A 557-nucleotide genomic window follows, 5' to 3' on the forward strand; every position below is an offset into this window, starting at 1 on the left:
AATAATTTCCTTAGAAAATTCTAATTTTCATATTGAAGAATTACCTAATATTTTAAATTCTCTAGAAGAAGTAATTGAGTTTTTCAAGCCTACTTTTTCTCAGAAAAATATCCAATTAGAGCTTGCTAACGAAATTGACACAACAATAGACTGGAGAGTGCTAGGAGAAAAATCTCGTTTAGATAGAGTAATTTCTAATTTATTAGAGAATGCTTATCGTTATAGCATTCAAGATTCTATAGTAACTATTAGTCTCCAGTTAGATGGAGAATATGTTTTAGTTAACATAGACGATCGCGGCTCTGGCGTACCACCAGAAATGGTAAAACATTTATTTCAAAAATTCTCCCAAGGCAAAGATAAATCAGGCAGAGCCGGCTTAGGTCTTTATTTTTGTAGAATCACACTAGAACGCTGGGGAGGCAGTATTGGTTATTTACCCCGCCCCGGAGGTGGCTCTAGATTTTGGTTCCGCTTGCGAAGAAGGGCGATGGGGAGATGAAGGAGATGGGGAGGTAGGGAGCAGGGGAGATGGGAAGATGGGGGAGTGTGGGGAG

Annotated in this window: 1 protein-coding gene; it reads left to right on the top strand. The window is 39.1% G+C overall.

Annotated features, from left to right (window positions below; all coding sequences use genetic code 11):
* Positions 1-502 (top strand): sensor histidine kinase KdpD (locus tag GNE10_RS35015; RefSeq protein WP_185570572.1); only part of this gene is annotated, 502 nt, incomplete at its 5' end.
* Positions 503-557: the final 55 nt, after the last annotated feature.

Source organism: Nostoc sp. 2RC (genome assembly GCF_014222165.1).
GTDB classification, from domain to species: Bacteria; Cyanobacteriota; Cyanobacteriia; order Cyanobacteriales; family Nostocaceae; genus Nostoc; species Nostoc linckia.